Here is a 22,783-nt window from a genome sequence, read left to right on the forward strand (position 1 = left end):
GGGAGTTGAGTGCATGACCGACCGTTATCTGGACGACCTGACCGTCGGCGAAAGTTGGGACAGCGAGCCCTTCACGATCACCGAGGCCGAGATCATCGCCTTTGCGACCGAGTTCGACCCCCAGCCCATGCACGTGGACAAGGCGGCGGCCGAGGCGGGCCGGTTCGGCGGCCTGATCGCCAGCGGCTGGCACGTCTGTTCGCGCGTCATGCGCCAGTTCGTGGACGAAGCCTATTTCGGCCAGACGCCGCTGCTGGGCATGAACGTCGACGCCCTGTGGTGGGTGCGGCCCGTGCGTCCCGGCGACACCCTGACCGTGCGCCGTGAAATCATCGAAATCCGCCCGTCCAAGAGCCAGCCCGATCGCGGCGTCGTGCGCACCAAGACGACCGTCACCAATCAGGACGACGACCTGGCCATGAGCTTCGAGAACCAGATGCAACTGCCCCGGAACGCCGAAGCGCGCCTGTAAGACGCCGCTGCTGTTGACCCCGGCCCTTCAAGGCGTCAAAGCCCGGTACATGCTACAGAACCTCGAAACCCTGTCCCGTGAGGCCCGTTCGTGGCCGTTTGAGCAAGCGCGCAACCTGCTGGCCCACGTGCTCAAAAAACGGCTGTCGGACGCGGAGCGCGATGCGGCGAAACTGCTGATCGACGCGGGCAAGGCGGATGAGGCTCTGGCGACCTTTGAGGCGCTGAACCGGCCGGTGATCCTGGAGACGGGTTACGGCCCGTCGGGCTTGCCGCACATGGGCACCTTTGGCGAAGTGGCGCGCACGACCATGGTGCGCAATGCGTTCCGCGCCCTGACCGGCGACCATTGGCGCACACGTCTGATCGCCTTCTCGGACGACATGGACGGCCTGCGCAAGGTGCCCGAGGGCGTGCCGAACCCCGAGATGCTGCGCGAAGACTTGCATCTGCCGCTGACCAAGGTGCGCGATCCGTTCGCCACGCATGACAGCTTCGGCGCGCACAACAACGCCCGTCTGCGGGCTTTCCTCGACAGCTTCGGCTTCGACTACGAGTTCATGTCCTCGACCGAGACCTATCGGTCGGGCCGGTTCGACGCGACCCTGCTGACCCTGCTGGAACGCTTCGACAAGGTCATGGGCATCATGCTGCCGACCCTGGGCGAGGAGCGCCGCGCCACCTATTCGCCCTTCCTGCCGATCAGCCCGATCACCGGCCATGTGCTGCAGGTGCCGACGCTGGAACGCAACGTCGAGCGCGGGACCATCGTGTTTGACGACCCCGCCGGCGGCCGCACCGAGGTTCCTGTCACCGGCGGCCATGTGAAGCTGCAGTGGAAGCCCGACTGGGCCATGCGCTGGACCGCGCTGGACGTCGATTACGAGATGTCGGGCAAGGACCTGATCGAAAGCGTGCGCGAGAGCGGCAAGATCTGTCGCGCCCTGGGCGGCACGGCGCCGGAAGGCTTCAACTACGAGCTCTTCCTCGACGTCGAAGGCAAGAAGATCTCCAAGTCGAAGGGCAACGGCCTGACGATGGAGGAGTGGCTGCGTTACGGCACGCCGGAGAGCCTGAGCTGGTACATGTTCCAGTCGCCGAAGTCGGCCAAGAGCCTGCACTTCAACGTCATTCCGCGCGCGACGGACGACTATCTGTCCTTCATCGAGCAGTACAAGACGCAGGACCCGGCCAAGCAGATCGACAACGCCGTCTGGCACATCCATTCGGGCCGACCGCCTGAGAGCGCCTCGCCGGTGTCCTTCGCCCTGCTGCTGAATCTGGTCGGCGTGGCCAACGCCTCCAGCAAGGACCAGCTCTGGGCCTATTTCGCCAAATACCTGCCCGACGCCACGCCCGAGAATGAGCCGGTTCTGGACCGGCTGATGGGTTATGCGCTGAACTACTACGAGGACTTCGTGAAGCCCTCGAAGACCTATCGCTTGCCCGACGACAAGGAGAAGGCGGCGCTGCTGGATCTGGCCGGACGCCTGAAGGCCTTGCCGGCGGACACGACCGACGGCGAGATCATCCAGGGCGAGGTCTACGCCGTGGGCAAGGCGCATGAGTTCGAACCGCTGCGGGCTTGGTTCCAGGCGCTCTATGAGGTGCTGCTGGGCTCCTCGCAGGGCCCGCGCTTCGGATCGTTCGCCGCCATCTATGGTCTGTCCCAGACGATCGAACTGATCGAGAAGGGCGCCGCCGGCGGCTTGGCCGAGGGCTAAGGACGGAGAGATTTCGGGCGGCTGACTGCGTCAGCGGCCCGTCTTCGTCTGGGGGCTGGTCAGGCGACGAAGACGGCCCCGACGAGGGACGCTATAGCCAGCATCAAGAGCAGACTCTCAAACGGGGACGGCAACCAGGTTGATCGGCGATGGCGTCGGCGGGTGCTGGGGACCATGATTTTCGCTCGCATTCCATAATGACCTGAAGGGCAAGCTCGGCAGAGCCGGAGATCGGCAGCGGCTGGCCGTAAAGGCTGCGCCACAGCACATCCAGAGCCACGTCTGCTTTTCCAAGTGCGCCCATGGACGTCATAGCGCACGACAATGCGGCCTCTGCCCATCCCCCGTATGGGGGAGGAAATGAACAATATCTGTTTTTTCACACGAACTTGGGCGCGTCCGGAACGTCAGGCGGCTCTGCGTCCGACAAGAAAGATGAACGGCACATAACGACAAGGCTGGGGGAGCCTTCAGCTTGGGCGGTGCATTCTCTCATCATCGACAACTCGATGACAGGAGAGCCTCATGTCGAAGACCTTCAAGGCGGGTTTGGCCGCCACCGCCATGTTCGCCGCTCTGGCCGCCGCCGCTGTGCCCATGACCGCCAGCGCCATGCCTCAGGCTAACGGAATCACCAACTGCGACGCACCCGGCGGTCGTCAGCAGGCGGGCGCCGCCATAGGCGCCGTGCTGGGCGGCCTGGCGGGCAGCCAGGTGTCGAAGAACGAGCGCGCTCTGGGCGCCGTTGTCGGCGCCGGCGCCGGCGCCGCAGCTGGTTCCTATATCGGCTGCAACCAGCAGCGCACGCGCGCAGCGAGCCAAAGCAACGCCAATATGTACCGCGCAACCTCTAACCTGCGGATCCGCACCGGACCGGGCGCCCAGTATCGCCAGACCGGCAGCCTTTCGGCAGGCCAGCCTTTCACGGCCACGGGGTCGCAGGGCGAGTGGGTTCAGATCGCGGGCGGCGGCTGGGTCAACGCCCGCTACGTGGCGCCGAACTGATCGGCGGATTTCTCCCCCGCGTCGATCAAATGCGAGGGCCGTCCCGAAAGGGGCGGCCTTTTTGCTGTCTACTGGCTGACCCACAGGATGCGAGCCATCCACAGGACGTGGCGGCGGGGCAGGATGCGCGGCTCATAGTGCGGATTGAGCGAGGCCAGAACGACCTCGCGGCCGTTCAGGGCTGCGATTTCCTTGGCCAGGGTTTCACCGTCCGCCGTGCGCACCACCACACGATCGCCGCGCCTTACCTCTGTAGCGTCAAGGTCAACGATGACCCGGTCGCCTGGTCGATAAACCGGCTCCATGGAGTCGCCGTCGATGGTCAGGCTGAACAGACTGTCCTTGTGGGCCGGCAGCTCGGTTTGATCCCAGCCTTCCGCCATAGGCAGGCCGGCGTCGTCGAAGAAGCCCTCGTCGCCCGCGCGCGCGAGGCCCAGAAGCGGTATGGCGCGCCGCTGCGGCGCGGCGTCATCGGCCAGGGCGGCGAATTCAGCCAAGCTTAGCTCGCTCGCTTGAAGCACGCGCATCAGGCTTTCCGTCGAAGGCCAACGAGGCCGAGGGGGCTGGCCCGGGCCCAGTCGTTTGGATGGATTGAAGCTTGTGGCGTCTAATCCCGCGCGCCGGGCCAGACCTGAGGCAGAAACGCCTTCTCGCCGCGCCAGGGCGTCGATGGCCTTCCAGATTTGAGCGTGGGACAAGGGCAATGGCGGAGGTTCCGAGAAACTCGAAACGCCAGTTTAATCGAGGGGATTAGGAATATCTACCTATTCTTCGTCGTCAAGCCCCACCGCACGGCGTTCCTGCCAGGCGAAGAAGGCGCCGACGCCCAAGGCGATGATGACGCCGTAACCCGCCATGTTGGTCACTGTGTAAAAAGCGGAAATCTCGGGTCGCAGCTTCATCAGAACCATGATGTGGCTGGCGACGGCGAGCAGTTGGAATGCGCTGGCCCAGACTGGCCAGGATCGTGGCGATTTCCATACCAGTGCGACGAAAATGGCCAAGGCGACCAGGTCGATGATCAGGGTGGGCCACTGCACGGATGCGTACCCGACGTAGGTTTGGGCGAGGATTGATAGGAACCACCCGCCAAGAACCGTTGCGGCTCCGATGCGCTCTGGCCGGTTTCCCTTGGTCAGGGCGAAAAGGCAGACCAGCACGATAAAGCCAGCGCCGACTAGTGCGGATATGGTTTCCAGCAACGAAAGCCCCCATTTGTCTCACGACAATGGGGGCCAAGTTACATCATACATATCGGAAATCGGAGCGCCGACTCCGAATGTTACGTCGAATTCACGCCACGCGCAGGTGGCGTTCCTGGCTGCCCATCGGACGGCTGTCCCACTCGTCGGGCTTGTTGACCGGGCCGAGGGCGTAGGTGCCGTAGCCGAGACGACGATGGTCCTTCTCGAGTTCGGCGTGGCAAGCGATCACGGCTTCACGAGCGGTGCTGAGGGCGGCGATGGCTTCCATGGCCTTGGTCTGGGAGCCTGCAGCAGCGACAGCCGAGAGCGACAGGGCCGTACGAGCGCCGATCATGGTCTGAACCAGGGTGGCGGCGTGGGCGATGGCGTCATCCAAGGCTTTTTCGGTGGCGTACAGTTCGCCGGCGACACCGGCGATGACTTCGTTGCGATCCATGACTTACCCCTCGTTGAAAAAAGAACAACGAGAAAGTGTTAACGCACATTAACTAATTTGGGTAGGACTTTCTTTACAAATTTTACAATTGACGTTGTCGCACCGTCGCTTATCACGATCCTGCGTTTTCGGGGTCCAGCAGGAAGTGAGCGGTGAGGGAGGCGATCGGCTCCTGCCGCGCGTCCTGCCACGCTTCGGCGACGACATGGGCGACGCGGCGTCCCGCCTTGTTGATCCTGGCGCGCGCGTAGACGTCGATGGGGCGGCCTGAGCGAAGATAGGCCACGGTGACGTTGATCGGGCGCGGCAGCCGTAGTCGTGGATAGGTGAGCGAGACCTGGGCCATGGCCGTCATCTCCAGCAGGGCAGCGGTCGAGCCGCCGTGCAGAGCCGGCAGCATCGGGTTGCCGATCAGTTTGTCGGCGAACGGCATGACGACGGTGATCTCGTCGCCGTTCATCTGGGTCTGGAGGTCTAGGAAGCGGGCGTAGGGCAGGCTGTCGAGCAGGGAGGCGGTCATGCGGCGCTCCTGGACTTCAGGTTTGCGCCAGGGCGGTGATCGCCTTCCGCGCTGACCATATAGGCGGACTGGGCGGCGGCGACGGGATCGGTCGGGTCATCTTCGAAGGCCCAGGCGCGCACAAAGGCGAGATTGCGCGTCAGGCGATAGCAGCGCGCCTCGGCCAGCAGGTCACGACCGGGCGCTGCGGCGCGCATATAGTCGACACGAAGATCGAGCGTCGCCACAGGCCGAAACGTTCCCAACCCGACCCAAACGGCCAGACCGCCGACGTGGTCCAGCAGGGTGGTGACGAGGCCGCCGGCCAGCACGCCGGTCTCGGGATCGCCGACCAGATCATCACGATAGGGAACGCGGATGCGGACGCGGTCTCCGTCCAGGCCTTCGAAAGCGAAGCCCAAAGCGTGAGTGTGGGCTGCGCCGGATGCGAGTTGGGGCAAGAGGGTGTCGAGGAACGAATCCGTCATCGAGGCGTCCTGTGTTGTGTCTCGCCTTGGTCGCCCGTCGGGGGCCTTCTTGTCCAGCGAGCGGATAGTTTGATGATCAGACCTCAAGATCTTCTGCGGCCGGCGCCGGCGGGGCTCTATTGTCCTGTCGGCGACTTCTACGTCGATCCCGTGCGGCCGGTGGACCGGGCGGTGATCACGCACGGCCATTCTGATCATGCGCGGCCGGGGCACGGCGCCGTGCTGGCGACGCCCGAGACCCTGGCCATCATGGCTGAACGATACGGACCCGACTTCGCCGGGCGGACGCAGCCCGCTGCTTACGGGGAGACGACGCAGATCAATGGCGTGGCGGTGCGCTTTGCGCCCGCCGGGCATGTGCTGGGCTCGGCCCAGGCCGTTATCGAGCGAGACGGCCTGACCATGGTGGTGTCCGGCGACTACAAGCGACGACGCGATCCGACCTGCCTGCCGTTCGAACCGGTTCCCTGCCATGTCTTCATTTCGGAGGCGACGTTCGGTCTGCCCGTCTTTGTGCACCCGCCGGATGGGGAGGAGATTGCGCGCCTAGTTCATTCTCTGGCGCAGTTTCCTGAACGCGCCCACCTGGTCGGCGCCTACGCCTTGGGCAAGGCGCAGCGGGTGATCTGCCTGCTACGCGAGGCGGGCTGGGATCGGACCATTCATGTGCACGGCGCGCTTGAGCGACTGAACCGTCTTTATCAGAACGAAGGAATCGACCTGGGGCCGCTGGCGCCCGCCACGGGACTGAAGGCGGGGGCCTTGGGCGGCGAGGTGGTGATCGCGCCGCCTTTGGCCATTCAGGATCGCTGGGCGCGCCGGTTCGCCGATCCCGTGACCGCCTTCGCCTCTGGCTGGATGGGCGTGAGGGCGCGGGCGCGCCAAAGGGGCGTGGAGCTGCCCCTGGTCATTTCGGATCATGCGGACTGGCCCGAACTGATCCAGACCTTCGAGGAACTGACGTCGGAGGAAATCTGGATCACGCACGGGCGCGAGGAAGGCCTGCTGCGCTGGGCGGAGCTGAAGGGGGTGAAGGCGCGCGCCTTGCGTCTTGTCGGCTATGACGAGGACGACGAAGAAACACTGGGCGATCTGGCGACGGTTTGAACGCCGTCAGGCGACGTCTCGTGCTCGCGTAGAGGCGGCGCTCGCCGGTTCAAGCGCGGTGTTCATGGCCAGGCGCAGGCGTTCCGGCTTGATGGGTTTCTCCACCACGGCGGCCATGCCTGCGGCCAGATAGGCCTTGGCGTCGTCCGGATCCGCGTTGGCGGTCAGGGCGATGATCGGAATGTCACGCTGAGGACCATCGAGGGCGCGAATGGCGCGTGTCGCGCCGACGCCGTCGAGGCGCGGCATCTTGATGTCCATCAGGATCAGGTCGAAGGGCCGCGACTGGACGGCTTCGACCGCTTCCTGGCCATCCTCGACGGTTTCGGAGGTGCAGCCGAACATCTCGCACAGGGCCTGCGCCACGACGCGGTTGGTGGCGTTGTCGTCAGCGATCAGCACATGCGGCCGCGCCTGAAGATGAAGGCTGTCCAGATCGGCGACATTGGTCGGTTCGTCGCGCTCGATGAAGGCGATCGGCGCCGACAGGTCGAAGGCGAAGGTGGCGCCGCGCCCTGTGTTGTTTTCGGCCCAGATGCGGCCGTCCATGCATTCGATCAGACGTCGGCTGATCGCCAGACTCAGCCCGGCGTCAGGCGCCGAAGCGTCAAGCAGGCCGCTGGTGCGGCTTTCATCGGCGGGGCCGTCATCGCGGATGCGGGCCTCGATCTGGACGCGGTCGCCATGGGCGTGCGCCTTGAGGCTGGCTTCGACCATGCCATGACGGGCAAAGCTCAGGGCGTTGCCGATCAGGTTGTTGAACACCTGACGCAGGCGGTCTGCATCGACCATGGCCGCCAGTTCCGTGTCGCCTTCATAGCCGACCATCAGGGTGACGCCGTCCTGGGCCGCGCGCGGCGACCAATGGCTCTGCAACTCGTCCATCAGGGTGCGCAAGGGGGTGGCGGTCGCCGTGATCTGCAGTTCGCCCGCCTCGGCGCGCGCCAGGTCGAGGGCGTCGCGCAGGCTGTCCAGCATGTCCTCGGCCGAGTCCATGATGGTCCGGGCATGGGCCTTTGCGGCTTCGTTCAGCGGCTGGCGGTGCAGCAGCTCGGCCACGGCCAGTACCCCGTTCATGGAGGTGCTGAGTTCGCGGTTCAGCAGGCCCATGAAGCGGCTTTTGTCCCGCGCTGCGGTCTGGAGCGCGCGCTCGGCCGCATCGGATGAGCGGAGTTGCTCGCCCAGACGCTGGTTCTCGTGACGCTGGTCTTCATTGATGGCGCGAAGCAGGGCCACAGCCGTGCCGACGCCGCGATAGGCTCCGCCGCGCGTGACGATGAAGCCGCGCATCAAGGCGCCGGGGCCGCTCTTCAGGATGATGGAGGAGAAGGCGTCCACACGAACGCCGGATTCGATCACGGCCGGCTCCGGGTCCATCACGTGGATGACTTCGCGCGCGCCATACAGGCTCTGGCCCAGCGGCCCGGCCAGCTTCAGCAGGAAGTCTCCACGCTCGATCAGGCCGACAGGTCGATCGCCATCGACGACCGGTATCACCATGGTGTCCGGCTCGCGCTGGAACCGCGCGAGAATGTCGCCGGTCATGGCGGTTTTCGCCACCGGCTCCACGCGGTCGGTCAGCACTTCAATCGTCGGCATTCGGCCGGCTCCTACTGAGGTTCTTTTACAATCTCAGAGAATCTTTTGCGGAAGGGTTAAGCCGCCTCGTTTATTCTTCAGTCTCGCGTCCTTTGCCGAGCCCGTCGCTCTGGCGTATAGGAGGCGACGTCCCATCTATCCGACCCTGGTTCCTTTTTTCGAATGCGCGCGGCCTGCGGGCCGACCGCAGGCTTGTCATGAGCGCAATCGTGCAACACTCTGAAAAAACAGCTCTTGTTCTCTTTTCTGGCGGGCAGGACAGCGCCACCTGCCTGGCCTGGGCGCTGGAGCGTTTTGATCGGGTGGAGACCGTCGGTTTCGATTACGGCCAGCGTCATGCGGTCGAGATGCAGGCGCGCCAGTCCGTGCGCGAGGAACTGGTTAAGGCCTTGCCGCAGTGGGCCGAGCGTCTGGGGGACGATCATGTGGTCGATCTGACGGGCTTCGGCGCCATCGGCGAGACGGCGATGACGACCGAACGCGCCATCGAGGCGGACGCGCGCGGCCTGCCGAACACCTTCGTCCCGGGGCGCAATCTGATCTTTCTGGTCGCGGCGGCGGCCTTGGCCGATCGCAGGGGGCTGGATGTCCTGATCGGCGGCATGTGCGAGACCGACTACTCCGGCTATCCCGACTGCCGCAACGACACGATCCAGGCGACGGCTCGCGCCCTGTCGCTGGGTCTGGACAAATCCGTGCCGGTCGAGACGCCGCTGATGTTCCTGACCAAGGCTCAGACCTGGGAACTGGCGGATCAGATCGGCGGACGCGGCCTGGTCGAGGCCATCATCGAGTTTAGCCACACCTGCTATCTGGGCGACCGGACGCATCGCCATGTCTGGGGTTATGGCTGCGGCGCCTGCCCAGCCTGCGAACTGCGCGCGGCGGGCTATGCACAATGGGCGGCCGCATGACCTATTCGGCCAAGGAAGTCTTCCTGACGGTGCAGGGCGAGGGCGGACAGGCGGGGCGCCCCGCGGTCTTCCTGCGCTTTGCCGGATGCAATCTGTGGAGCGGGCTGGAGCGGGACCGTGCAACGGCGATCTGCACCTTCTGCGACACCGATTTCGTCGGGGTGAACGGCGACGGCGGCGGCAAGTTCAAGACCGCCGACCTGATGGCCGACCACGTCGCGGGGATGTGGCGCGGCCGCGAAGGCGATCCGAAACTGGTGGTCTGCACGGGTGGCGAGCCGCTGATGCAACTGGATGCGCCGCTGATCGACGCCTTGCATGCGCGCGGATTCGAGATCGCTATCGAATCCAACGGCACCCTGACGGCGCCGGACGGCATCGACTGGATCTGCATCAGCCCCAAGGCCGACGCCCCCGTGGTTCAGACCTCAGGACAGGAGCTGAAGCTGGTCTTTCCTCAGCCGCTGGCCATGCCCGACCGCTTCGAACATCTCGATTTCGAGCGTTTCTGGCTTCAGCCGATGGATGGCCCTGATCAGGTCGCCAACACCGCCGCCGCCATCGAATACTGCCTGACCCACCCGCAATGGCGGCTTAGCGTTCAGACGCACAAATACATCGGGGTGCGCTAGGGATCAGCAGGTTTTGCCCTGACGCTGCCTCTCTTCGCAGCGGCGTTGTTCGCGTTCGTATTCGCGCTGCTCGCGCTCGCGCTTGGCCTTGGTTTCCTCGTCCGAGGTGGTGACGGCGTCGAAGCCCGCGCCGACGGCGGCGCCCGTCACCTTGGCTGCGCCGCCGACCACAGCGGCTCCGGCGCCGACGACGGCGCCCGCGACGCAGCCCTGAAGCATCAGGACGGCGGACAGGCAGAGGGCGAGGGCGGTGAGGCGCTGGATCATGACGGCAGTCTGCCGCGCCGCCTGCCTTCTGTCAGCGCGCAAAAGAAAGGGGACGCTCTTTCAAGCGCCCCCTGTGATCTTTCGATCAGCGTAGTCTTACAGGCTGTCGACCATGACCAGTTCTGCGTCTTCGGCGGCCGTGATGGTGATGGTCAGCTCGTCGATGATGCCGGCGCCGTCGCGGGCGTTCAGCGTGGTTCCGTTGACGTCCACTCGGCCCACGGCGGGCACCAGATAGGCGCGACGCCCGGCGGCCAGGTCATAGGTCAGGCTCTCGCCCGCCTTCAGAGTCGCGGCCAGGATCTTGGCGTCGGCGTTGATCGACAGGGCCTCGTCCGCCGGATCGCCCGAGGCGACGACGGTGAAGCGGCCCGAGCGGTCGTTCTTGGGGAACTCGCGCTGGCCCCAGGACGGCTGGGCGCCCGGCTTGTCCGTTTCGATCCAGATCTGGAACAGGGTGGTCGTCTCATCCTCGAGGTTGAACTCGGAGTGACGCACGCCGGTCCCTGCGCTCATCACCTGAACGTCGCCCGCGCCCGTACGGCCCTTGTTGCCCATCGAGTCCTCGTGGGTGATGGCGCCCGTGCGGACATAGGTGATGATCTCCATGTCGGCGTGGGGGTGGGGCGGGAAGCCCGACCGGGCGCCGATCTCGTCGTCGTTCCAGACGCGCAGACGGCCCCAGCCCATGCGCTTGGGATCATAGTAGTTGGCGAACGAGAAGTGGTGCTTGGCGTTCAGCCAGCCGTGGTTGGCGCCGCCGAGGGTGTTGAAAGGTCTGACGTCGATCATGGTTCGGTCTCCCATCCGAGGAATGCTTGAGACCTAGATAGGATCGCCAAATCTTATTTGCAACTGTGTTTGTTTCTTATTAGGCGTCAGCCCATCTGCGCCCGGTGCCGCAGCTTGGCGTCGGCCAGGACGATGGCGGCCATGGCTTCGACGACCGGCACGCCGCGAAGGGCGACGCAGGGGTCGTGGCGGCCCTTAGTGCGCAGATCGACTTCGGCGCCGTCGCGGTTGATGGTCTGGCGCAGGGTCAGGATGGACGACGTTGGCTTGAACGCCACCCGCGCCGTCAGCGGCTGGCCGGTGGAGATGCCGCCCAGGACGCCCCCCGCCTTGTTCGACAGGAAGACAGGCTGGCCGTCGTCGCCCAGGCGCATCTCGTCGGCGTTTTCCTCGCCCGACAGTTCAGCGGCGCCGAAGCCCGCGCCGATCTCGACGCCCTTGACGGCGTTGATGGACATCAGGCCCGCCGCCAGCTCGGCGTCCAGCTTGGCGTAAAGGGGCGCGCCCCAACCGGCGGGGACGCCCGTGACTTCGAGGGCCACGACGGCGCCGATGGAGGAGCCGGCCTTGCGCACGCCGTCCAGATAGGCCTCCCAGGCGGGAACTACGTCGGCCGAGGCAGCGAACAGGGCGTTGTCATAGACGGCGTCGAAATCGATCGCTTCGTGGGCGATGCGGTGCGGGCCCAGCTGGACCACGCCGGCGCGGATGCGGATGCTGTCGCCGAGAACTTTGCGCGCCACGGCGCCCGCCGCGACGCGGCTGGCCGTTTCGCGGGCCGAGGAGCGGCCGCCGCCGCGATGATCGCGGACGCCGTATTTGGCCTGATAGGCGAAATCGGCGTGGCCAGGGCGGAAGGCGCGGGCGATCTCGCCGTAATCCTTGGAACGCTGATCGGTGTTCTCGATCATCAGACTGATCGGGGCGCCGGTCGTGACGGGGCCGTTTCCGTCGTCAAAGACGCCGGACAGGATGCGGACCTGATCCGCCTCCTGTCGCTGGGTGACGAAGCGGCTGCCGCCGGGTTTCCTCAGATCCAGCCAGGGCTGGATGTCGGCTTCGGTCAGCGGGATCAGCGGGGGGCAGCCGTCGACGACGCAGCCGATGGCCGGGCCGTGGCTTTCGCCCCAGGTGGTGATGCGGAACAGGTGGCCGAAGGTGTTGTGCGACATGATGGCGAGGCTTAAGCCGCCATCCGCTCCGGCGTCCAGACCCGAGTGAAGCGAAGCAGCATGTCTTCCGCCGCCGAGGGCAGGTCGTCGGACGGCGTCAGCTTGACGAACAGGTCGCCGGCGGCGCGTTTGCCTCGCGCGGGCAGGCCCAGGCCCGGAAGGCGCAGTCGCACCGGCTCTACCATGTCCGGCACCAGCCAGGCGGCCTGCGACCCGGCATGGGTGTCGATCTCGATTCGCCCGCCGTCGCGCATCAGGCGCGGAGGGATGGCCCAATCCATGAAGAGATCGGCTCCCAGCACTGACAAGCCGTCGGCTGGACGGATCAGCACGCGCAACAGGGTAGGGCAGCCTTTCAGACGAACGCGGTCGGCGGTGCGCACGCCTGGGGGAACGTGAACCAGCAGGTTCCGGCCCCAGGCCTGGACGATCACGCTGCCTCCAGTGAGCGCCTGCATTGGCGTCAGCACAATCAGCGGCGGCGGAACGGCTGTCCAAGAAGCGGCCTGGGCGCGCCGCGTGTTTTGAGGTTCAGTCGTCTTGCGCGGTGCGGGCAGGGCGCGTGTCTCGCTCTGCAACAGACGATAGGCGGCGATGACACGCCGAAATCGCTCGGCGTCGCCGCCAGGCTGATCCGGGCGAGAGGCCTTGATGGCGATGCGGAAGGCGGCGGCCAGCGCCTGTGGTCCTGCGGGGCCGTTCAGGCCGAGCAGGCGCCGAGCGTCCATGAAGGAGAGGCTGTCCGCGCGCATGGCGGCCACTGTGCGGGCCACATGGTCAAGACAGGGTTAACCTTGTTTGCAAAGCTGACGCAGGATTGAACGAAGGCCGTGTGACGAGAACCGCAAGCGGGACTATAGGTCCGACATGACCCAGTCTGTGATCCCGCCCAGCCCGTCTCGCGAAGACTACGCCGCCCAGCTTGAGGCGAATGCGGACGAGACCATTTTCGAACGGAACGAGCCCATCGCCCTGTTCGTGGAGTGGCTGGAGGCTGCGCGAGCGTCTGAGCCGAATGATCCGAACGCCATGGCTCTCGCCACGGTTGACGCCGACGGTCATCCCGATGTGCGAATGGTGCTGCTGAAGGATGTCGATGCGCGGGGATTCACCTTCTTCTCCAATCAGGAAAGCGCCAAGGGAGAGCAGTTGTGGGCCAACCCCAGCGCCGCCCTGCTGTTCCACTGGAAGAGCCTGCGCCGCCAGGTGCGGGTTCGCGGCCCGGTCGAGCCGGTCAGCTTGGCGGAGGCTGACGCCTATTTCGCCAGCCGGGCGCGCGAAAGCCGCATTGGCGCCTGGGTGTCGGACCAGTCGCGCCCTCTGACGGATCGGGCGACGCTGGAAACGCGGGTGGCGGACCAGACTGTACGCTTTGATGGTCAGGAGGTGCCTCGACCGGATAGCTGGACCGGCTGGCGGGTCAAGCCCGTGCAAATCGAGTTCTGGCGCGATCGTCCTTTCCGCCTGCACGACCGCTTGCGCTTTGATCGAGCAGTGGAAGATCAGTCGTGGAGCCGCGGCCGTCTGTGGCCCTAGGCGCTTTTGAAGCCGTTTAGGCGGCGTAGCGGGCCAGGAAGGTCTCTACTGCATCTTCGGCGATGGCGGCGGGGGGGCGAGCAGGCAGAACCTGATCTCCGGTCACTGTAGGCACGAAGAACAGGGGGTGCTCCACCATGCCCATCAACTGGCTGGCGGCCCAGGACGGCTTGTTGAGCTTCAACTCGCCTTTGGCTGCCATTTCACCCAGAGCCGAGACCAAAACCGTGCCGAAGTCCTGCTTGGCCTGTTCGTAGAAGGCCGTCGCCAAACTTTCGAAACGACGGCGTTCCGTCATCACCAGACGAAAGATGGCTCTGACGAAAGGGTCGCTGATGAACTCGGCATAGGCGGTCAGGAAGCTGTTCAGGCGGGGGCGCGCTGGGCCGTTGCAGCCTTTCACCTTGGCCATCCGCTCGGCGAAATCGGCGGAAGCCTCGTCGATCACGGCGGCGAACAGCGCCGCCTTGTTTTCGAACATGGCGTAGAGAGTGGCTGTCGACACGCCAGCCTCCCTGGCTATGGGCTCCATCTTGGTGCCGGCATAGCCTTCCTCGACGAAATGCAGCCGGGCCTGGCGCACCAGGGCGTCACGTCGGGGGTCTTCGAGAACATGGACCGAGACGGTCATCGGATTGTCACCAATCGTTAGGTGACAATCCTGCCTTTAATTTGCCACGATTGCAATGATCTCGGTTAACAAGCTGAGCGAAAGACGTTAGCTCAGCCAAGGTTCAAGCAGAGGGTGAGCCAGCACGGGCGCGGCCAGACGCACGACGGCTTGGGGGTCTTCCAGGCGCACGGCCGCAGTGGCGTCCGCGACGATGAAATCGGCATGAACCCGCGATGGTTCCGTCAGGCGTTCGTGACCGGGGCGGACGGTGGCGAGGTACTGATGGATGACCGATTCCGCCGTGCGTCCACGCTCCGTCTGGTCGCGCAGAAGGCGGCGGATAAAGCGGATATCCGCCGGAGTGTCGACGAAAACCCGAATGTCGAACAGGGCCGTCAGGGCGGGCGTGCAGAGCAGGTGCGTGCCTTCCACGACGACGACCTGGGCGGCGGGCACAGGCTCGCCGCCGGGCTCGCGCCCGTGATGAATGAAGGAATAGAGCGGGGCGGTCACGCTGCGTCCGGCCTTGAGATCGCTCAGGTCTGAAATCAGCAGATCGTGATCGCGAGCGGCGACATCGTCGAAGTCATGCGTCGCCGCATCGAAGCCGGGCACGGACGCCGCATCCAGATAGTAAGAATCTTCGCGCAACAGGGTGGCGACGCCCTCTGGAAGCGAGGAAATCAGGGCCTCGGCCAGGGTGCTCTTCCCAGAGCCCGAGCCGCCGGTGATGGCGATCAGTATGGTCATGGGCGGCTCATTCACCCGGATGAAGCCGGATGCAAGCTTTGATCGCGCATTGAAACGGCGATCTGTCGCGGTCCGCCTTCCCTTGCGTCACGTTGCTTGTCGCGGTTCACCTGTCTTAGCGTGGGTGCAAGCGCCGCTTTCAACCAAGGCGCATAGACGAGGGAAGACGCCGAATGCTGGGTATGATGCAGGACTGGCCGTTGACGGTCGACAAGATCCTCGATCACGCGAAGAACTGGCACGGAGAGCGCGAAGTCGTGAGCCGTTCGGTCGAAGGACCGATCGTCCGCACCAACTACGCCGCCATCCATGAGCGGGCGCGTCGCGTGTCGAACGCACTGCTGGCCTGGGGGATCAAGCCGGGCGACCGGGTCGCAACGCTGGCCTGGAACACCGCCAACCATATCGAGACCTGGTACGGCATCATGGGGATAGGGGCCGTGTGCCACACCCTGAATCCGCGCCTGTTCCCGGAGCAACTGGCCTACATCATCAACCACGCCGAAGACCGGATCATCTTCACCGATCTGACCTTCGTGCCGCTGCTGGAAGCCATTCTGCCGCATTGCCCGTCGGTCGAGCGCGTCATTGTCATGACCGACGCCGCTCACATGCCTCAGGCCAAGCTGCCGAAGGCCGAAGCCTATGAGACGGTGCTGGAGCAGTCTTCGAGCGACGTGACCTGGGGCGGCTTTGACGAGCAGACGGCTTGCGGCCTCTGCTACACCTCGGGCACGACGGGCAATCCGAAGGGCGTGCTGTATTCGCACCGCTCCAACTTCATCCATACGCTGCTGGGGATGCAGGCGACGGTCGTCGGGGGCACGCCCAGCGAGGTCATTCTGCCCGTGGTGCCGATGTTCCACGCCAACGCCTGGGGCATCGCCTTCGTCGGCCCGGCGGCGGGCTCCAAGCTGGTCATGCCGGGCGCCAAGATGGACGGCGCCTCCATCTATGAGCTGATCGAGACCGAGGGCGTCACCTTCTCGGCCGCCGTGCCCACGGTCTGGCAGGGGCTGTTCGGTCACATGATGGAGAACAATCTGAAGTTCTCGACCTTGCGAAAGGTGCTGATCGGCGGGTCGGCCTGCCCCGAAGCTCTGATCCGCGGGTTCCAGGACAAGTTCGGCGTCGAGGTGGTTCACGCCTGGGGCATGACCGAGACCTCGCCCATCGGCACGATCGCCAATCTGACGCCTGAGCTGAAGGCGCTGCCTTATGATCAGCAGATGGCCTGGCGCATGAAGCAGGGCACCCCGCCGCTGGGCGTTGAGCTCAAGATCAAGAACTACGGCGGGCAGGACATGCCGCATGACGGCAAGACCTATGGTCGAGTCATGGTCAAGGGACCGACCATCTCCGGCGCCTATTTCAAGGGCGAGGGCGGCGATATCCTAGACCACGAAGGCTTCTTCGACACGGGCGACATCGCCAGCGTCGATTCCTACGGCTTCATGCAGATCACCGACCGCGCCAAGGACGTCATCAAGTCGGGCGGGGAGTGGATCAGTTCCATCGACATCGAGAACATCGCCGTCGGCCATCCCAAGGTCGCGCTGGCCGCCGTCATCGGCGCGGCCCACCCCAAATGGGACGAGCGGCCTGTGCTGCTGGTCAAGCTCAAGGAGGGGGAGGCCGAGGACAAGCAGGAACACCTCGACTTCCTGCAAGGCAAGATCGCCAAATGGTGGATGCCGGACGACGTGGTCTTCGTCGATGACATTCCTCTGGGCGCCACGGGCAAGATCGATAAGAAGACGCTGCGCGAGCGGATGAAGGATTATCAACTACCCGCCGCCGGCTGATTGCGACGGAGGACGTCATGTCGACCACACGCCCCAAGGGCCAGTCTCTGGCCGTGATGTTGCTGCTCGTTGCGCTTCTGGCGCCGACGTTGTTGCTGGTTGCTGTCTGCGGCGCGCGGCTGGGCGTGTGGAGCGCCGATTTCAGCCTGGGCGTGCTGGCCCTGAAGGCCGGGCGGGTGCTGGCCTATCTGGGTTTGGCCGCCGCCTTGGTCGCTTGCCTGATGGCGTTGCGCGAGCGTCGGTTGTTGGGAATCGCAGGGGCGGCGCTGGCGATCGCTGGCGTGACCCTGGGCGGTTATCTGGTTCAGGAGCGCCGTTTCACCGATGCGCCGCGCGACGTGGCGACTGATCCGTCCGAGCCGCCGGCTTTCGCGCGTATTCTGGCGGCGGAGCGGCGTGTCGCCGGCGTGCCCGAAACCCGACCTCAGACTTGTGAGGGCTTGGTCCCCGCGCCGACCCAGGTCGCGCCGGAGACTGCAGCCTGGGCGCTTGAGAAGGCGGGTTTCACTGTTCTGGGCACGTCGCCGTTCCGCGTGGATGGGCGCAAGGAAGGCGCGTGGTTTGGCGTGACGCATGATGTCACGGTCCGCATCCGTCCTGGCCGCACGGACGTTCGCGTCGCCGGGCGCGACAACCTTCAGGTCGGCGATGAGGCCTGCCGTCTCGCCAAGGCTGTGGTTGCCGCGCTGACGCCTTAAAAGGCCGGATCGGTCAATCGCCAGGTCGCGGCCAGTTCCGGCCGAGGGGATGCCCGAGCGCGGCCGTCCTTCTCCAGCTTGATCAGGTGAGCAAGCACTGAAAGGCTGGCGGCCGGCCAAAGGCGCTGATCGACGGCGGCGTATAGGACAGGGACCATGTCCGCGATCAGCTGGTCTCCCGAGGCCAGCCGAGCCATGATCTGGGCTTCCCGCTCCAGTCGGTGGTCGCGGTAGGCTTTCAGGAAGGGCGCGACCTGGGTGATCGCCGGGCCGTGCGTCGGCCATATCGTCGAGAAGCCGCGCGCCAGCACGGCCTCCAGGCTGTTCATGTAGTCGGTCATGTCGCCGTCCGGCGGAGCCACCACAGTGGTCGACCAGCCCATTATATGGTCTCCGCTGAACAGGGCGTTCTCCTGTCGCAGTACGAAAGCCATATGGTTGGAGGCGTGCCCTGGCGTGGGCATGGCTTCCAGTGTCCAGCCGTCGCCTTCGATCCACTCGCTTTCGGTCAGGATCTCGTCGGGATGAAAGTCGGCGTCATCATCCTCATCCAGCGCTCCTGAGGCGTGTTCGGTCCGCTCAGGCGGTTGAGCCGCCAGGATCGGCGCGCCGCCGACGGCCACGGCGAGCGGGCGGGCGAGTGGCGCGTGGTCTCGGTGGGTGTGCGTCACCAGGATATGGCTGACGACGCGGCCCTCAATGGCGCGAAGCAGGGCTGAAAGGTGAGCGTCGTCAGCCGGTCCGGGATCAATCACCGCAACCTCGGCGCCCGGCAAGTTGCGCCCGACGATATAGGTTCCTGTTCCTGTGAAGGTGAACGGCCCCGGATTGTCGGCGATCACGCGCTGGATGAGCGGGGAGACCTGATCGCGCCGCCCATAGGTGAAGTCGAACTGACGGAGATAGGGGATCATGGTCGGCCTCCCTTGCGTGTGCGAATCCGGCAACCGCTTCTCGTTACGGGAAAAGAGATTGGATCATAATCGGGACTTCCGCGTGAGCGTATGCCGTTCTCCGCCCACTACTGCCTTTTGACGCGAACGGCGCGGCTCTTTCCGGCGGTCAACAGATAGCTGCCCAGCGCTGCGCGGCGTACCCTGACTTCCATCCCGCTCCGATTCTGAAAGCGGACAGGCGCTGAATCGATCTGCCGCCACTCGCTGCCGTCGGCCAGGCGGAAGGTCCATTTGCCTTCATGATCCTGGCCGGCGCCCACCAAGGTCGTTTCGACGGAGTCGACCTCAGGCTCCGCATCCGCCGCATCGCCGCCTCGACTGAAGATAGCGGGGAGGGCGGGGGCGCTGAAACCGAAGAGCTGGCGCCGCGCTTCGCGAATCTGTTGGCGCTCCATAACCACAAGCTCGCCTTGGCGTTCCGCCGTATCCAATGCATCCGCCGTTCTGTCGAAGCAGGCCAGGCGGGCGACGGTGTCCGGCATGGCGCGACATTCCGAGAGCGCGCTCAGCAGCGCCGAACGCTCGGAGGATTGAACTTGCGCCAATGTGTCGCAGGTGAGGCCAAATGTGCCAATCGCCACAACGCAGAAGGTCAACATCGTTCGCATTTTTGGCACATCTCGAAACGTGGGTTTGAAGAAGGTCTATCATCGCATGAGAGATAAGCGCGTGTCATCAGGAGTCATTGCGTGGCGAAATTGCGACATACCTAAGGCGCAATCGTATCGGTCATGTAATTTACGTAGTCTGTAGTCATACTACGTGCCTAACCTTCTGATCGGTCGCCGAGCAAAGTGCCGAATGATGTGGCGTTTGGCGGTGTCCGTGGTTGACGGGTGGAGGGGGACTTCGCCGGAGTCGACCACAACTCAGGAGGACGAGCTTTGAATTTTCAGATCAAACGTGAGCGTCTGTTGGCGTCGACGATGATCGCGGGTCTCGCGTTGGCTGGCTTCGCCGCCCCGGCTGCGGCCCAGACCACGCCGAGTCCGGAAGCCGATCAGCCGAGCCAGGTCAGCGACATCGTCGTCACCGGTTCGCGACTGCGTCAGCCGAATCTAACCACCACCAGCCCGGTGACTCAGGTCACGGGCGAAGACATCGACGTTCAGGGCGTGACCCGCGTTGAGGATCTGGTCACCCAACTGCCTCAAGCTTTCGCCGCCCAGAACTCGACGGTCGCCAACGGCGCCTCGGGCACGGCGACCGTGTCGCTGCGGAACCTTGGTTCGTCGCGCACTCTGGTGCTGATCGACGGCAAACGGATGGGCTACGGCTCGCCGCAGGACGACGCGGCCGACCTGAACCAGATCCCCGGCCAGATGGTCGAGCGCGTTGAAGTGCTGACCGGCGGCGCCTCGGCCGTCTATGGTTCGGACGCCATCGCCGGTGTTGTGAACTTCATCATGCGCCGTAACTTCGAGGGTATCGAGATCGACGCCCAGTACGGTTTCAACCAGCACAACAACGACTATGACGGCGTGGGCAATCTGCGCGACGTTATTCAACGTCGCTCCGCCTCCAACCCGTCGCAGTTCCAACTGCCGGACGACAACGTCTATACGGGGTTCAGCCGTGAAGTGAACCTGCTGATGGGCGTCAACGCCCCTGATGATCGCGGCAACATCACGCTGTATGCTGGCTATCGTAAGAACAACAAGGTCTTGGGGCGCGACTACGACTATTCAGCCTGTTCGCTTTCCGCGCCTGCGGCCAGCACGCCCAAAGGTGAATTCAACTGCGGCGGTTCAGGTACTTCGTTCCCTGGACAGTTTACCGATTTCGGCGGCAATGAATTCCTGATCGATACCGACAACGATCCCACGACGGATGACATTGACGTCAATCCGATGCCGAGTTTCGCCTACACGGTGAACAGCGCAGGGTTCCGTAACTATGTTGGTGCGACGGATGCCTACAATTTTGGTCCTTCCAACTACTTCCAACGTCCGGATGAGAGGTACACGCTGGGAGCTTTCGGTCACTACGATGTTACCGACAAGATCGAGGTGTATACCCAGCTGATGTATAGCGACTACTCGACGATCGCTCAGATTGCGCCGTCGGGTAACTTCTTCGGTGAGTTTAAGAACGGTTTCCGCACCACCGACGGATCATCGTTCATCAACTGCGACAGCCCGTTGTTGAACGCTCAGCAGGCAGCGGCGCTCGGTTGCGGCGCGCAAGCTACGGCCGCCTACAACACCTGGGTGATCGAGAACGACGATAAGACTTTCTCGCTTTCGGCTCCGGGCTCAACGACTCCGGGCGGCAACGAGGCGTTCCGCCTATTGGAAGATCCCAACCTTGTTCCGCTGTATATCGGTCGCCGCAATGTTGAAGGCGGCGGACGTCAGTCCGACATCCGCTTCCAGTCGTATCGCGGCGTGATCGGCGCTCGCGGCGATCTGAATGACGCCTGGAGCTACGATCTGTCGATCCAGTACTCGCGCGCGCAGTTCACCAACATCTATCGTAACGAATTCTCGAACACCCGTTTGGCGCGTGCTCTGGACGTCGTGCTGGATCCCAACACCAACACGCCGGTTTGTCGGGCTGTACTGGCCGGTATCGACGCCGACTGCGTTCCCTATGACATCTTCAAGCCGGGCGGCGTGTCGCAGGCGGCTCTGAACTATCTGCAGGTGCCGCTGGTCGCGACCGGCTGGACGACCCAGCAGGTGGCTTCGGGTTCGCTGACGGTTGATTTGGGCGCCTATGGCGTGAAATCGCCCTGGGCTACGCGCAGCGTTCAGGCGGCTTTCGGCGGCGAATATCGCCGCGATGCTCTGGATCTGACGCCAGACGTGTCGTTCTCGAGCGGCGACGGCGCGGGTCAAGGCGGTCCAACCCTGGGCTTGAATGGTGCGAACCAGGTTTACGACGTCTTCGTCGAGGCTCAGATTCCGATCGCCGAAGGCATGGCGTTCGCAGACCAGCTGTCGCTCGATCTGGCCTATCGTCACTCTGAGTACGACCTCGGTGGCGGTACGGATTCGTGGAAGATCGGCGGCGACTGGGCGCCTGTTCCCTCGGTTCGTTTCCGGGCCAGCGCCCAGCGTGCGGTTCGTGCGCCGAACGTCATCGAACTGTTCACCGCACAGGGCTTCAACCTGTTCGACATGGACGATGATCCCTGCGACTTCACCGATCCGAACGAAGACGGCACCGCCTCGCAGGCAGCTTGCGTCGGCACCAATCCTTGGCAGGTGTCGCAAGGTCAGGCTGACGGCGGTAACCTGAGCAGCCCTGCTGGCCAGTACAATGTGCTGCAAGGCGGGGAGACGACCCTGACGCCGGAAAGCTCGGACACTCTGACTTTCGGTGTGGTTTTCACGCCTGAATTCCTGCCGGGCTTCAACTTGACGCTCGACTACTTCGACATCCAGATTGACAACCTGATCTCATCGGTCGGCCCGCAGAACGCATTGGACGCCTGTTACGAAGGCGGCTTCATGGCGGCCTGTAACAACATCCAGCGGAACGCCAACGGCCAACTTTGGGTCGGCACCGGCAATGTGGTGGATCTGAACACGAACATCGGCGGTCTGAAAACCTCAGGTGTCGATGTCGCCGCCAACTACAACGTCGATTTGGCTGACTTTGGTTGGAACGGCGTCGGCAGCTTGGGCTTCGCCCTTATCGGCACCTGGCTGGATAAGCTTGAGACGGACACCGGTCTGGGTCTGGGCCGCTCGACGTATGACTGCGCCGGCTTCTACGCCAACCAGTGCGGCGTGCCGAACCCCGAGTGGCGTCACCGCTTCCGGGTTGACTGGAACACCCCGATTGATGGTCTGAACCTGAACGGCACTTGGCGCTACTATGGTGAGGCCGAAATCGCGGTTCTGGGTTCGGATGGCAGCCTGAACAACTCGCCGAGTGACCGTATCGATCGCGTTCTGGACTCTCAGAACTATTTCGATCTGGCGGGTACTTGGCAGATGCGGGATAATATCTCTCTGCGTGCTGGCGTGAATAACGTTTTCGACTCCGATCCTCCGCTGTCCTACAGCGTGGGGACCACGGGTAACAACAACACATACCCGCAGCTCTATAATGCCATGGGACGTTACTTCTTCTTCGGCATTACGGCGAACTTCTAAGTATCAAG

Annotated in this window: 24 protein-coding genes; 10 read left to right on the plus strand and 14 right to left on the minus strand. The window is 64.3% G+C overall.

Annotation, left to right across the window (positions count from 1 at the left end):
• The first annotated feature begins 13 nt into the window (after positions 1-13).
• The 3 genes from B2Y21_RS04990 (at position 14) to B2Y21_RS05000 (ending at position 3,200) form a co-directional block, all read left to right on the plus strand.
• Complete coding sequence (locus B2Y21_RS04990) at positions 14-472, plus strand: MaoC family dehydratase (RefSeq protein WP_292057559.1); 459 nt, start codon at positions 14-16, stop codon at positions 470-472.
• 49 nt (positions 473-521) lie between these two features.
• Positions 522-2,195 (plus strand): lysine--tRNA ligase, encoded by a 1,674-nt coding sequence (locus B2Y21_RS04995; RefSeq protein ID WP_292057561.1) that lies wholly within the window; start codon positions 522-524, stop codon positions 2,193-2,195.
• A 525-nt stretch (positions 2,196-2,720) separates the two neighbouring features.
• Positions 2,721-3,200 (plus strand): SH3 domain-containing protein, encoded by a 480-nt coding sequence (locus B2Y21_RS05000; protein WP_292057564.1) that lies wholly within the window; start codon positions 2,721-2,723, stop codon positions 3,198-3,200.
• Between the two features lie 68 nt (positions 3,201-3,268).
• Here the strand turns inward: B2Y21_RS05000 and B2Y21_RS05005 are convergent, their stop codons facing one another.
• The 5 genes from B2Y21_RS05005 to B2Y21_RS05025 form a co-directional block, all read right to left on the minus strand.
• The gene (locus B2Y21_RS05005; protein ID WP_312204855.1) at positions 3,269-3,697 is read right to left on the minus strand and encodes a S24 family peptidase; all 429 of its coding nucleotides are present in this window, start codon (positions 3,695-3,697) and stop codon (positions 3,269-3,271) included.
• A 267-nt stretch (positions 3,698-3,964) separates the two neighbouring features.
• Positions 3,965-4,402 (minus strand): hypothetical protein, encoded by a 438-nt coding sequence (locus tag B2Y21_RS05010; protein WP_292057568.1) that lies wholly within the window; start codon positions 4,400-4,402, stop codon positions 3,965-3,967.
• 91 nt (positions 4,403-4,493) lie between these two features.
• Positions 4,494-4,841 carry a hypothetical protein gene (locus B2Y21_RS05015; protein ID WP_292057570.1) on the minus strand — a complete coding sequence of 116 codons (348 nt, stop codon included), beginning with the start codon at positions 4,839-4,841 and terminating at the stop codon, positions 4,494-4,496.
• A 112-nt stretch (positions 4,842-4,953) separates the two neighbouring features.
• Positions 4,954-5,361: a PaaI family thioesterase gene (locus B2Y21_RS05020; RefSeq protein WP_292057571.1), complete on the minus strand. Its 408-nt coding sequence runs from the start codon at positions 5,359-5,361 to the stop codon at positions 4,954-4,956.
• Positions 5,358-5,828, minus strand: a complete 471-nt coding sequence (locus B2Y21_RS05025) for a PaaI family thioesterase (protein WP_292057572.1) — start codon at positions 5,826-5,828, stop codon at positions 5,358-5,360. Before B2Y21_RS05025 ends, B2Y21_RS05020 begins: the two co-directional genes overlap by 4 nt.
• Before the next feature lie 72 nt (positions 5,829-5,900).
• On the opposite strand from B2Y21_RS05025, the gene B2Y21_RS05030 reads away from it, so the two are divergent.
• Positions 5,901-6,935 carry a ligase-associated DNA damage response exonuclease gene (locus B2Y21_RS05030; RefSeq protein WP_292057573.1) on the plus strand — a complete coding sequence of 345 codons (1,035 nt, stop codon included), beginning with the start codon at positions 5,901-5,903 and terminating at the stop codon, positions 6,933-6,935.
• A 6-nt stretch (positions 6,936-6,941) separates the two neighbouring features.
• Here B2Y21_RS05030 and B2Y21_RS05035 read toward each other — a convergent pair whose 3' ends face one another.
• Entirely contained in the window at positions 6,942-8,534 is a 1,593-nt protein-coding gene (locus B2Y21_RS05035; RefSeq protein ID WP_292057575.1) for a response regulator, read from the minus strand.
• Positions 8,535-8,740: 206 nt separating this feature from the next.
• Between B2Y21_RS05035 and queC the strand changes: the two genes are divergently transcribed.
• Both queC and queE read left to right on the plus strand, forming a co-directional pair.
• Positions 8,741-9,448 carry a 7-cyano-7-deazaguanine synthase QueC gene (gene queC, locus B2Y21_RS05040; protein ID WP_409410767.1) on the plus strand — a complete coding sequence of 236 codons (708 nt, stop codon included), beginning with the start codon at positions 8,741-8,743 and terminating at the stop codon, positions 9,446-9,448.
• Positions 9,445-10,080 carry a 7-carboxy-7-deazaguanine synthase gene (gene queE / locus B2Y21_RS05045; RefSeq protein WP_125899894.1) on the plus strand — a complete coding sequence of 212 codons (636 nt, stop codon included), beginning with the start codon at positions 9,445-9,447 and terminating at the stop codon, positions 10,078-10,080. Before queC ends, queE begins: the two co-directional genes overlap by 4 nt.
• A 3-nt stretch (positions 10,081-10,083) precedes the next feature.
• Here the strand turns inward: queE and B2Y21_RS05050 are convergent, their stop codons facing one another.
• The 4 genes from B2Y21_RS05050 to B2Y21_RS05065 form a co-directional block, all read right to left on the minus strand.
• A complete protein-coding gene (locus tag B2Y21_RS05050; RefSeq protein ID WP_292057580.1) occupies positions 10,084-10,347 on the minus strand; it encodes a hypothetical protein in 264 nt (87 codons plus the stop codon).
• 96 nt (positions 10,348-10,443) lie between these two features.
• Complete coding sequence (locus B2Y21_RS05055) at positions 10,444-11,139, minus strand: pirin family protein (protein ID WP_292057582.1); 696 nt, start codon at positions 11,137-11,139, stop codon at positions 10,444-10,446.
• Positions 11,140-11,225: 86 nt separating this feature from the next.
• A complete protein-coding gene (gene aroC / locus B2Y21_RS05060) occupies positions 11,226-12,311 on the minus strand; it encodes a chorismate synthase (RefSeq protein ID WP_292057585.1) in 1,086 nt (361 codons plus the stop codon).
• 11 nt (positions 12,312-12,322) lie between these two features.
• Positions 12,323-13,084, minus strand: a complete 762-nt coding sequence (locus B2Y21_RS05065; protein WP_292057587.1) for a J domain-containing protein — start codon at positions 13,082-13,084, stop codon at positions 12,323-12,325.
• A 94-nt stretch (positions 13,085-13,178) separates the two neighbouring features.
• On the opposite strand from B2Y21_RS05065, the gene pdxH reads away from it, so the two are divergent.
• Entirely contained in the window at positions 13,179-13,847 is a 669-nt protein-coding gene (gene pdxH / locus B2Y21_RS05070; protein ID WP_292057589.1) for a pyridoxamine 5'-phosphate oxidase, read from the plus strand.
• 16 nt (positions 13,848-13,863) lie between these two features.
• On the opposite strand, the gene B2Y21_RS05075 is transcribed toward pdxH, so the two are convergent.
• Entirely contained in the window at positions 13,864-14,478 is a 615-nt protein-coding gene (locus tag B2Y21_RS05075) for a TetR/AcrR family transcriptional regulator (protein WP_292057591.1), read from the minus strand.
• Between the two features lie 87 nt (positions 14,479-14,565).
• Positions 14,566-15,210: a uridine kinase gene (gene udk / locus B2Y21_RS05080; RefSeq protein ID WP_292057593.1), complete on the minus strand. Its 645-nt coding sequence runs from the start codon at positions 15,208-15,210 to the stop codon at positions 14,566-14,568.
• A gap of 173 nt (positions 15,211-15,383) precedes the next feature.
• On the opposite strand from udk, the gene B2Y21_RS05085 reads away from it, so the two are divergent.
• Both B2Y21_RS05085 and B2Y21_RS05090 read left to right on the plus strand, forming a co-directional pair.
• Positions 15,384-17,015, plus strand: a complete 1,632-nt coding sequence (locus tag B2Y21_RS05085; protein WP_292057596.1) for a long-chain-fatty-acid--CoA ligase — start codon at positions 15,384-15,386, stop codon at positions 17,013-17,015.
• Between the two features lie 17 nt (positions 17,016-17,032).
• Complete coding sequence (locus B2Y21_RS05090; RefSeq protein ID WP_292057598.1) at positions 17,033-17,713, plus strand: DUF1499 domain-containing protein; 681 nt, start codon at positions 17,033-17,035, stop codon at positions 17,711-17,713.
• Here the strand turns inward: B2Y21_RS05090 and B2Y21_RS05095 are convergent.
• Both B2Y21_RS05095 and B2Y21_RS05100 read right to left on the minus strand, forming a co-directional pair.
• The gene (locus B2Y21_RS05095; RefSeq protein WP_292057600.1) at positions 17,710-18,627 is read right to left on the minus strand and encodes an MBL fold metallo-hydrolase; all 918 of its coding nucleotides are present in this window, start codon (positions 18,625-18,627) and stop codon (positions 17,710-17,712) included. The two genes, B2Y21_RS05090 and B2Y21_RS05095, sit on opposite strands and share 4 nt — an antisense overlap.
• Before the next feature lie 107 nt (positions 18,628-18,734).
• Complete coding sequence (locus tag B2Y21_RS05100) at positions 18,735-19,268, minus strand: hypothetical protein (RefSeq protein ID WP_292057603.1); 534 nt, start codon at positions 19,266-19,268, stop codon at positions 18,735-18,737.
• A 285-nt stretch (positions 19,269-19,553) separates the two neighbouring features.
• Here B2Y21_RS05100 and B2Y21_RS05105 point away from each other — a divergent pair, with 285 nt between their 5' ends.
• Positions 19,554-22,775, plus strand: coding sequence for a TonB-dependent receptor domain-containing protein (locus tag B2Y21_RS05105; protein ID WP_292057605.1), 3,222 nt, complete (start codon positions 19,554-19,556; stop codon positions 22,773-22,775).
• Positions 22,776-22,783 lie beyond the last annotated feature (8 nt).

Source organism: Brevundimonas sp. UBA5936, from assembly GCA_002430835.1.
Classification (GTDB): Bacteria; Pseudomonadota; Alphaproteobacteria; order Caulobacterales; family Caulobacteraceae; genus Brevundimonas.